Annotated in this window: 8 protein-coding genes; all 8 read right to left on the bottom strand. The window is 69.6% G+C overall.

Annotated elements, in window-relative coordinates:
- The gene (gene mraY / locus ACXKZB_RS08295) at nucleotides 1–1,104 is read right to left on the bottom strand and encodes a phospho-N-acetylmuramoyl-pentapeptide-transferase (protein WP_488825647.1); all 1,104 of its coding nucleotides are present in this window, start codon (nucleotides 1,102–1,104) and stop codon (nucleotides 1–3) included.
- On the bottom strand, nucleotides 1,101–2,606 hold the full coding sequence (locus ACXKZB_RS08290) for a UDP-N-acetylmuramoyl-tripeptide--D-alanyl-D-alanine ligase (protein ID WP_488825646.1): 1,506 nt from the start codon (nucleotides 2,604–2,606) through the stop codon (nucleotides 1,101–1,103). Before ACXKZB_RS08290 ends, mraY begins: the two co-directional genes overlap by 4 nt.
- Nucleotides 2,603–4,240: a Mur ligase family protein gene (locus tag ACXKZB_RS08285; RefSeq protein WP_488825645.1), complete on the bottom strand. Its 1,638-nt coding sequence runs from the start codon at nucleotides 4,238–4,240 to the stop codon at nucleotides 2,603–2,605. The genes ACXKZB_RS08290 and ACXKZB_RS08285 overlap by 4 nt, the downstream gene beginning before the upstream one ends.
- A 14-nt stretch (nucleotides 4,241–4,254) precedes the next feature.
- Complete coding sequence (locus ACXKZB_RS08280; protein WP_456795960.1) at nucleotides 4,255–6,024, bottom strand: peptidoglycan D,D-transpeptidase FtsI family protein; 1,770 nt, start codon at nucleotides 6,022–6,024, stop codon at nucleotides 4,255–4,257.
- Between the two features lie 49 nt (nucleotides 6,025–6,073).
- A complete protein-coding gene (gene ftsL / locus ACXKZB_RS08275; RefSeq protein ID WP_488825642.1) occupies nucleotides 6,074–6,808 on the bottom strand; it encodes a cell division protein FtsL in 735 nt (244 codons plus the stop codon).
- Between the two features lies 1 nt (nucleotide 6,809).
- A complete protein-coding gene (rsmH, locus tag ACXKZB_RS08270; protein WP_222660701.1) occupies nucleotides 6,810–7,775 on the bottom strand; it encodes a 16S rRNA (cytosine(1402)-N(4))-methyltransferase RsmH in 966 nt (321 codons plus the stop codon).
- 106 nt (nucleotides 7,776–7,881) lie between these two features.
- On the bottom strand, nucleotides 7,882–8,313 hold the full coding sequence (mraZ, locus tag ACXKZB_RS08265; RefSeq protein WP_071254530.1) for a division/cell wall cluster transcriptional repressor MraZ: 432 nt from the start codon (nucleotides 8,311–8,313) through the stop codon (nucleotides 7,882–7,884).
- Nucleotides 8,314–8,816: 503 nt separating this feature from the next.
- Nucleotides 8,817–9,218 (bottom strand): DUF3040 domain-containing protein, encoded by a 402-nt coding sequence (locus tag ACXKZB_RS08260; RefSeq protein WP_488825641.1) that lies wholly within the window; start codon nucleotides 9,216–9,218, stop codon nucleotides 8,817–8,819.
- Nucleotides 9,219–9,281 lie beyond the last annotated feature (63 nt).

Below are 9,281 nucleotides of genomic sequence, written 5' to 3'. Positions count from 1 at the left end.
TCAACCAACGCGTGCGATCCATTCGAGGTAGAAGAGGCCGACCCCCGCGGCGACGAAGAGCCCCGCGATGATCCAGAACCGGACGACGACCGTCACCTCGGCCCACCCCTTCAGTTCGAAGTGGTGGTGCAGCGGACTCATCCGGAAGATCCGCTTGCCGTGGGTGATCTTGAAGTACGCCCGCTGCAGGATGACCGAGCCGGTGACGATGAAGAACAGGCCGCCGATCAGGATGAGCAGCAGCTCGGTGCGGCTCAGGATCGCGAGACCCGCCAGCGCACCACCGAGGCCGAGCGAACCGGTGTCGCCGAGGAAGATCTGCGCCGGCGACGTGTTGTACCAGAGGAAGCCGATGAGCCCACCGCAGACCGCGGCCGCGACGACTGCCAGGTCGAGCGGGTTGCTCACGGTGTAGCAGGCGTGCTCGGTGCTCGCGTCGAGCCGGGCACCGCCGCAGATCTGGTTCGACTGCCAGAAGCCGATGATCACGTACGAGCCGATCGCCAGGATGCTCGAACCGGTCGCGAGACCGTCGAGACCGTCGGCCACGTTCACGCCGTTCGACGTGGACACCGTCAGCAGGACGATCCAGGCGAGGAACAGCACGGTGCCGATGACGGTGCCGAGCGCCATGAAGTCGAGCCACGGGATGTCCCGGACCGCCGAGATCATGGTCGACGCCGGGGGCTTGCCGTTCGACGTCGGCACCACCAGGGCGACCGTCGCGAAGATGACCCCGACGATGACCTGACCGAGGACCTTCGCCCAGCCGCCGAGCCCGAGGCTCCGCTGGCGCCGGACCTTCAGGAAGTCGTCGATGAACCCGACGAAGCCCAGGCCGACCATCAGGAAGAGCACGAGCAGGCCGGACAGGGTGATCGGGTCCGGTCCGACCAGGTGGCCGACGAAGTACCCGATCACCGCGCCGATGATGAGCACGATGCCGCCCATCGTCGCGGTGCCGCGCTTCGTGTGGTGCGACTGCGGGCCGTCGTCACGGATGAACTGCCCCCACCCGAGACGGTGGAACAGCTTGATGAAGAACGGGGTGAGCAGCAACGTGAACACCAGCGACACAGCGCCGGCGATGAGGAGCGCGATCATTCGGTGACACCTCCGAGGCGGTCGCCGAGGAATCGCAGTTCCGCCGACTTCGAGGACTTGACCAGGACCACGTCGCCGGGGCGGAGCATGTCCTGGAGTGACCGGACGGCGTCGTCGACGTCCTCGATGAACACCGACTCGCCGTCCCACGATCCCTCGAGGGTGGCGGCCTGGTGGATGGGCATCGCGCCGCGGCCGACGACCACGAGCTGTCCGATGCCGAGACGGACGACGAGCCGACCGATGCGGTCGTGCTCCTCGGTCGAGAAATCACCGAGCTCGGCCATCTCGCCGAGCACGGCGACGGTCCGCTCCCCCGGACGCACGATCTGCGCCAGGGTCCGCAGCGCCGCTGCGGTCGAGTCCGGTGACGCGTTGTAGGCGTCGTTGATCACGGTGACGCCCTCGGGGCCGCCCTGCAGCAGCTCCATGCGCCAGCGCTCGGCGCGCGTCATCGACGCGAGCGCCGCGGCGCCGTCGGCGAGCGGGACACCCCAGCGGTGGGCGACCGTCAGGGCGGCGGCCGCGTTCATCGCGTGGTGCTCACCCAGGATCGCGAGGCGCACGTCGACGTGATCCGGGCCTCCCGGTCGGCCGCCGTCGGCAGACGGGTCGTCCGCTGGTACGGGAGGCGCGGTGAGGGTGAAGCGGGTGCCGCTGCGGTCCGTCTCGATGCCGGTGATGCGGTAGTCGGCATCCGCCGACGTGCCGAAACCGACCACCTGCGCGGCCGTCAGCTCGCGCATCGACGCGACACGGTCGTCGTCGACGTTGAGCAGCGCGGTCGCGAACGCGGGCAGGTCGGTGACCATCTCGGACTTCGCCCGCTGCGTGGCTTCGATGCCGCCGAACTCGCCGGCGTGCGCGAGGCCCACCTTGAGCACGACACCGACGTCCGGCTCGGCGATGCGCACGAGTGCGGCGATGTGGCCGACGCCGCTCGCCCCCATCTCGACGACCAGGAACCGCGTGTCGTACGTGACCCGGAGCATCGAGATCGGTGCCCCGACGTGGTTGTTGAAGGAACCCTGGGGTGCGACGGTCTCGCCGTGCTGCTCGAGGATCGTCCGGAGCATGTTCTTCGTGCTCGTCTTGCCGTTCGAGCCGGTGATGCCGACGACCCGCAGGGGTGCCGGCCGTCCCTCGGCGTCGACGCGGTCGGCGGAGGCCATCCGGACACGGGTGACGACCTCGTGCGCGAGCGCGGCGAGGGCGGCGTACCCGTCCGCGACGACGATCTGCGGCGCGGTGGTGTCCACCCGTTCGGGCGTGATGACGAGCGCTGCGCCGGCCTCGGTCGCGGCGGGCACGAAGCGACGACCGTCCGTGACCTCACCGGGCAGGGCGAAGAAGACGCTGCCGGGGCGGACCAGGCGCGAGTCGGTCTCGACCGAGCCCTCGACGACCAGGTCGCCGGGCTCGGCGACGTCGGTCGCCTGGGCGCCACCGATCAGCTCGCCGCCGACCGCGGTGGCGATCTCGGCGAGGGTGAGCGCGATCATCGGAGGTCCTCGGCCGGACCGGAGTTCGGTTCCCAACCCGCTTCGCGCAGGGCCTGACGGGCCTCGTCGCGTGCCGAGTAGGGGGTGCGGACGCCGGCGATGTCGCGGTAGTCCTGGTGCCCGGGGCCGGCCCAGAGGATCGAGTCGCCCTCGCCGAGCAGACCGACGGCCAGGCGGATGGCGGCCTCTGGTGGGCTCACCTCGTGCAGCTCGTGGTCCGGGAACGCGTCGCGCGCGGCGTCGACCAGGGTCTTCCGGATCGATGCGGCGTCCTCGAAGCGGGGGTGGTGGTCGGTGACGACGAGGATGTCACTGCCGGCCGCTGCGACGCGGGCCATGTCGCCGCGCTTCGTGGTGTCACGGTCGCCGTCGGCGCCGAACAGCATGAGGACCTTGCCCGGCGTGAACTGGCGCACGGCGGCGAGGGTGTTCTCGAAGGCGTCGGCGCTGTGCCCGAAGTCGACGTAGACGCTCGGGCCGTGCTCGCCCGAGACGCGCTCGGTCCGGCCGGGCAGGTAGCACTCGATCGCGCTCGTCCGTTCGCCGCGCTGCTCGCGCTCGTCCTCGTCGGGGTAGCGGCGGTGGTTCGTCTCGAGCGCGTGCGCGATCGCACCGAGCTCGAAGCCGCCCTCGACCAGCATGACGATCGCCAGCGCGGCGTTCGCGGCCATGTGCCAGCCGATCAGGGGCACACGGGTGGTGAGCTCGCGACCCTCGGGACCGGTGAGACGGAACTCGGTGTAGGCAGCGTGTGCCTCGACGATGTCGACGTGCCACTCGGCCTCGACGTCCGGGTGCACCGTGATCGTCGTGACCGGGATGCGGGAGTCCTGCACCACGCGGTGGCCCCAGTCGGTGTCCAGCGAGACGACGCCGCGACGGGCGTGCTCGGGCTGGAACAGCGGGAGCTTCGCCTGGTAGTACTCCTCCATGTCGGCGTAGTCGTCGAGGTGGTCGTGCGACAGGTTCGTGAAGGCTGCGACGTCGAAGACGATGCCGTCGACCCGGTGGCGGCTGAGTGCCTGTGCGCTCACCTCGACGGCGACCGCGCGCACCTCGCTCTCGCGCATCCGGGCGAGGAGCGCGTGCATCTCGCTGGCCTCGGGCGTGGTGAGGCGGCTCGTCACGCTGAGCGCGCCGATGTGGCGCTCGGCGGTCGAGCTCAGGCCGGTGACCAGGCCGAGCTGCTTGAGGATCCCCTCGAGGATGTAGGACGTGCTCGTCTTGCCGTTCGTGCCGGTGACGGCGAACAGCTGCGGCAGGTCGGTGGCCTCGTCCGGGTGGGTGCGGTAGACCCAGGCCGACACGTCGCCCAGGGCAGCACGGGGGTCGTCCACGACGAGCACCGGTAGACCGGCGGCCTGCGCGCTCGCCACACCGGCGTCGTCGGTCAGGACGGCGACGGCACCGCGCTCGGCGGCCTCGGCGGAGAACTCCGCACCGTGACGGTTCGCACCGTGCACGCCGACGAAGACATCACCCGGCTGCACCTCGGCGGCGCTCAGCGTGACACCGGTCGTCTCGACGGCGTCGACCGAGCCGACGACGCGGAGGCCGAACGCGTTCGCGAGTTCGGCGACCGCCCTCGGGGTGGGGTGTTCGGGCCGGAGGACCGGGGGGATCCGTGCGGACAAGTATTCCTTCTTCCTCACCACGTGGACGGGTAGAGCTTCGCCTCGGACGCGGAGGGGGCTACTCGGTACTTCTCGAGCACCTGGGACATGAGAGTGCGGAACGCCGGAGCCGCTCCGCTCGACCACTTGTTGGTCTGCGGCTTCGTGAACGTCACCGTGACAACATACTGGGGGTCTTCGGCGGGTGCCATTCCGGCCACCGAGGTGATGCGCTGACCGCCGTAGCCCTTCGAGCCCTCGGCCACCTCGGCCGTACCGGTCTTCGCGGCGATGTTGTAGCCCGAGATCGGCTTCATGCCCACGAGCGTGCCGCCCGTGACCACGCTCTGGAGCATGTCGGTGACCTGCGTCGCGGCGTCGGCGGACACGACGCGCTGCTTCTGCACGTCGGGCGCGTCGATGGTCGTGCCGTCCGAGGTGGTGCACCCCTTGACGAAGTGCAACGGGATCCGGACACCGTCGTTCGCGATGGTCTGGAACACGCTGGCGACCTGGACCGCGGTCGTCGAGATGCCCTGGCCGAACATCGAGTTGATGTTCGTCTGCTGGTCCCAGTTCGGGCTCGAGCCGTAGTCCATCGACGGCTGGCCCGGGTAGTCGATCGCCGACTCCGGCTCGAACAGTCCGAACTTCTGCATGTAGTCGTAGCGCTGCTGGGCCGTCAGCCGCGAGCCGAGCTCGGTGATGCCGACGTTCGACGAGTTCTGCAGGATGCCCGTCAGCGTCAGGTTCTCGGTCTCGTGGAACTCCGAGTCGTGGATCGTGCCACCCCAGGGGAACGTGCGTGAGTACGGCACGACCGCCTGGTCGGTCGGACTCGACTTGCCCTGGTCGATCAGGGCAGCGGCGATGGCGGCCTTGATCGTCGATCCGGGCTCGTAGCTCGCCGTGAGCGCCCGAGAACCGAACGCCCCCTTGTCGGTGGTGGCGTCCACGTCGTTCGGGTCCACCGTCGGGTAGTCGGCGACCGCGAGCAGCTCACCCGTCTTCACGCTCGTGACCGTGGCCGTCGCGGACTCCGCCTGCAGGGTCTTCGCGGCGGACGCGATGGTCTGCAACGCCATGTACTGCAAGTCGCTGTCGATCGTCGTGACGAGCGTGCCGCCGTCCTTGGCCTGTTTCTTCGTCACGGTGCTGCCCGGGAGCTGGACGCCGTCCTCACCGCGCTCGTAGGTCTCCGAGCCGTTCGTGCCGGCCAAGCACTTGTTGTACGCGTACTCCAGGCCGGCCTGCGCGCCGTCGGTGCCCATGAAGCCGGTCACGTTGCCCGTGGTCGCGCCCGTCGGGTAGACCCGCGACGCCTGCTGCTCCTTGTAGATCCACGGGATGCCGAGGTCGGTGACGGCCTCGTAGTGCTTCACGTCGAGGCCCTTGACCAGGTAGGCGAAGTCGGACTTCGGGTTCGCGGCGATGTTCTTCCGCATGGTCGCGACGTCGCCGCCGGAGGCTTTCGCCAGGGCGGTGAGTGCCGTCGACACGCTGATGTCCTTGACCCGTGTCCCACCGAGCTTGCCCGTGAACTTCTTGACGAGGCGCGGGGCGGTGGTGATGTTGTACCGGGTGACGCTGTCGGCGAGTTCGGTGCCGTTGCGGTCCACGATCGAGCCGCGGGTGCCGTAGATGGTCACCGGGATGCTGCGCTTCTGGGTGGACTGCTCGTTGAGGGCCGAGGCCTGCACGACCTGGATGTCGACGAGACGGACCACGAAGACGCCCACCAGGGCGATCACGGCGATCATCACGATGCTGTATCGCAGTCGGCGGTTGCGGATCGTCTTCGTCACGCGGTGCGGTCCTTCCCGGATGGTGCTGAGGGTGGTGCAGACCCGCAGGTCACCGGGTGGAGGGCGCCTGGAGCTGGTTCGCGTCGGACTCTACGGAGGACTTCGAGGAACCCCCGTCCGACGCGCTGGCGCCGCTCGTCTTCTCAGACGCGGCGCTGCCGGCCGTGCTGCTCGTCGCGCTGTCGGCGGCGTCATCGGCTTTCGCGTCGGCGCTGCCGGCGGCGCCGGCGCTACCGGTGGTGCTCGCGCTGCCGGTGGTCGAGCCCGTCTCCTTGCTCGTCGACGTGTCGCCCTGCTTCGCGGCGAGGGGGACGTCGTTCAGCAGCGAGTTCGGCACCTGGTTCTCCGTGCTCGCGGTGGCCGGGTCGGCGACCGCGGGCGTCGGCGTGCCGTACACCCGGCCCGTCTTCGGGTCGAGGTACACCGGCGTGGAGTTGGCGATCATCCCGAGCGACTGCGCGTTGCGGGCCAGGTTCTGCGGCGAGTCGAGCACGCGGAGTTCCTCGGAGAGCGACTGCTGCGTGCGGGAGAGGTTCGTCTGCTCGGTGCCGAGGGCGCTCAGCGTGTAGGCCCCCTGGCTGAGCACCATGCTGATGCCGAGCTGGGCGAGCAGCAGGATGCCGAGCGCGACGACCGCCGTGACGGCGTAGCCGATGCGGGGCCGTGCACGACGCTGCGCCGCGGTCGGGGTGACCTCGACGAGCTCCGGTCGGCTCTGTCGGTCCGGGCGCGGGGCGCGGGACGGGACGACGGCGGGGTCGACGAGTGCGAGGTTCGTGCTCATGTCACTTCCGGATCCGCTCGGCCGCGCGCAGGCGCACGGGTGTTGCTCGGGGGTTGGCAGCGCGCTCGGCCTCGTCGGCCAGCTCGGCGCCCTTGACGATCAGGGAGAAGGTGGGGGCGTGCTCGGGGAGCTCGACGGGCAGCCCGGCGGGGGCGCTCGACTTCGTGCGCTCCACGAGTGCCCGCTTGACGATGCGGTCCTCGAGCGACTGGTACGACTCGACGACGATCCGGCCACCGACCGCGATGGCGTCGAGCGCCGCCGGGATCGCGCGCTCGAGGACACTGAGCTCGGCGTTGACCTCGATGCGCAGCGCCTGGAACACGCGCTTCGCCGGGTGGCCCTGGCGCTGGATCGCGACCGGGGTCGCGTCGTGGAGCACCTGGACGAGGTCGCCGGACATCGTGAACGGTGCGCTCGCTCGGCGCTCGACGATGGCGCGGGCGTACCGGCCGGCGAGCTTCTCCTCGCCGTAGCGCTGGAAGATGCGGCGCAGTTCGCCCTCGTCGTAGGTGGCCAGGACGTCGGCGGCGGTCTGCCCCTCGGTCCGGTCCATCCGCATGTCGAGCGGGGCGTCCTGGCTGTAGGCGAAGCCGCGCTCGGCCCGGTCGAGCTGCAGCGAGCTGACACCGAGGTCGAACAGCACGCCGTCGACCTGACGGAAGCCCTCGCCCTCGATGGCGTCGACGATGCCGTCGTACACGGTGTGCACCAGACGGACGCGGTCGCCGAAGCGGGCGAGCCGCTCCCCCGCGATGCCGAGGGCGTCGGTGTCGCGGTCGAGACCGATCAGCGTCAGCTCCGGGAACCGTTCGAGCAGCCCCTCGGAGTGGCCGCCCATACCGAGCGTGGCGTCGACGACGACCTTGCCCGGTCCGTCGAGCGTCGGCGTGAACAGGTCGACGATGCGCTCGAGCATCACCGGCGTGTGCGGGAAGCGTGGTGTCCCGTTGTCGTTGTCGGCCATGTGCAGCCCCTCGTCTCCTGGGCCGCGGGTCCGGATCCCCATCCATGCGACCTGACATCGGGGAAGTGATGTCAGGGCTTCACGGCTGGGAGTCCCGATCCACGGATCAGAAGATCCCCGGGATCACCTCCTCGTCGTTGTCGGCGAACGCCTCTTCGGCTTCGGCGTAGTAGGCCTCCCACGCGGTGGTCGACCAGATCTCGGCACGGTCACCGCTGCCGATGACCGTCAGGTCCCGCTCGAGCCCCGCGTACTCACGGAGGTTCTGCGGGATCGTCACGCGGTTCTGCTTGTCGGGCTGTTCGGCGCTGGCCCCCGAGAGGAACAGGCGCATGTAGTCCCTGGTGCGCTTCGACGTCATCGGTGCGGTCCGGATGCGCTCGTGGAGTTCCTCGAACGTCCGGGCGCTGAAGACCACGACGCAGCGTTCCTGGCCGCGGGTCATCACGAGTCCCCCGGACAGTTCGTCCCGGAACTTGGCGGGGAGGATCACGCGACCCTTCTCGTCGAGCTTCGGGGCATGAGTACCGAGCAGCACGTCGGGCCTCCCCTCCGCTCCACCGGACCGTTGCAAGCCCCACTTTACTCCATTCCCCTCCCCACGCGCAGGATTCCGCTCCCTTTTCGCCCCGTGACACCCCTTCTGGGGCCGTTCGGGCGCCGGTTACCGCTGAGCCATCGCCGCGGATGCCTGTCATGGCGGGGATCTGGACCGGAGTGGAGTGCGTGGAGGAAAGTGGAGGACTTTCGCAGCCGGTGGAGCGTCACGGCGGCGCGGCGGAGCACGGCCCGATGGAGTGCGGGGTGCCCGGCGGTTCACACCACGGCACCGGCACCGCGCCGAGGTTCCACGACATGCCGCGTGCGAGTCGCCGAGGTTCCACGAACGGACGCCAGGGCGCGCGAGATGCCGAGATTTCGGAACCTCGATGACGCGTGCCCGCGCTCGCCCGCGCTCGCCCGCACGAACGCCCCCGGGAACGCGAAAACGGGGCCGACCCGAAGGCCGACCCCGTCACGAGGGAGGAGTGTGGAGGGCTGCTACTGCCCCTGGTCGTTCCGCTTGTCCCAGCGGTCGTTCATCCGGTCCATGAACGATCCACCGCGACCGCCACCGTTGGCCGGACGAGCCGAACCACCGGACGCCGGAGCACCCGGCCGAGCAGGCTTCGCCTTCGGGGCACGCATGCCCGGGCGCAAGGCGAAGAGGACACCGGCGAGCATCACGACGAAGCCGAGGATGCCGAGCAGCGGGGCCTTGATCACGAGACCGACGATGACGATCGCGACGCCGGCGAGTGCACCGAGCACACCGAGCGTGATGGCCGTGTACGTCGGACGACCCTGTCGACGTGTGACACGCGCCACGAAATCGGAATCGTTCTGGTAGAGGCTGCGCTCCATCTCTTCGAGAAGGCGCTGCTCCTGTTCCGAGAGCGGCATCTGGGTTCCCTCTGTTCCTGGGATCGACGCGGGGTTGAACAACCGGGCTGGAAAACACTCGGT

This window comes from Curtobacterium sp. ABR8 (genome assembly GCF_057812125.1).
This window is presented reverse-complemented; position numbering and strand designations above follow the sequence as displayed.